A 352-nucleotide genomic window follows, 5' to 3' on the forward strand; every position below is an offset into this window, starting at 1 on the left:
TCGAGCTTTTGAAGGAGCGCCTCTTTTATACCGCATAGGGTTTTCATGTGCCCCTTCCAAGTTTCCAAGCCATCGTCCAACAGACTTGCGGCTTTTTCGAGAGCGCTCCCCTCTTGGGGCAGATCGGTCCCGGATGTGGTAGCCAAAGAAAGCACTCTCACTCGGCGCACCCTAACGGCAATTGCGTCTCCCACTTCTGCCCCATCTACCGCAATGGGCTTGGTGACCTCGTGCCCGTCTATGAGGATGCGCCCCTTTTGGACATCGTAGAAGCGGAGGATCAGGTCCGCTATAGTCGACTTCCCCGCCCCGGTGGGACCAACTATGGCGACCTTCTCTCCCGGCTCGACGG

At 58.0% G+C, this 352-nt stretch carries 1 protein-coding gene; it reads right to left on the reverse strand.

The window, feature by feature from the left end; all coding sequences use genetic code 11:
• The coding region (locus EZM41_RS00695; RefSeq protein ID WP_198468411.1) for an ATP-binding cassette domain-containing protein at positions 1-352 on the reverse strand (352 nt) is incomplete at both ends.

Source organism: Acetomicrobium sp. S15 = DSM 107314 (assembly GCF_016125955.1).
In the GTDB taxonomy this organism is placed as follows: domain Bacteria; phylum Synergistota; class Synergistia; order Synergistales; family Thermosynergistaceae; genus Thermosynergistes; species Thermosynergistes pyruvativorans.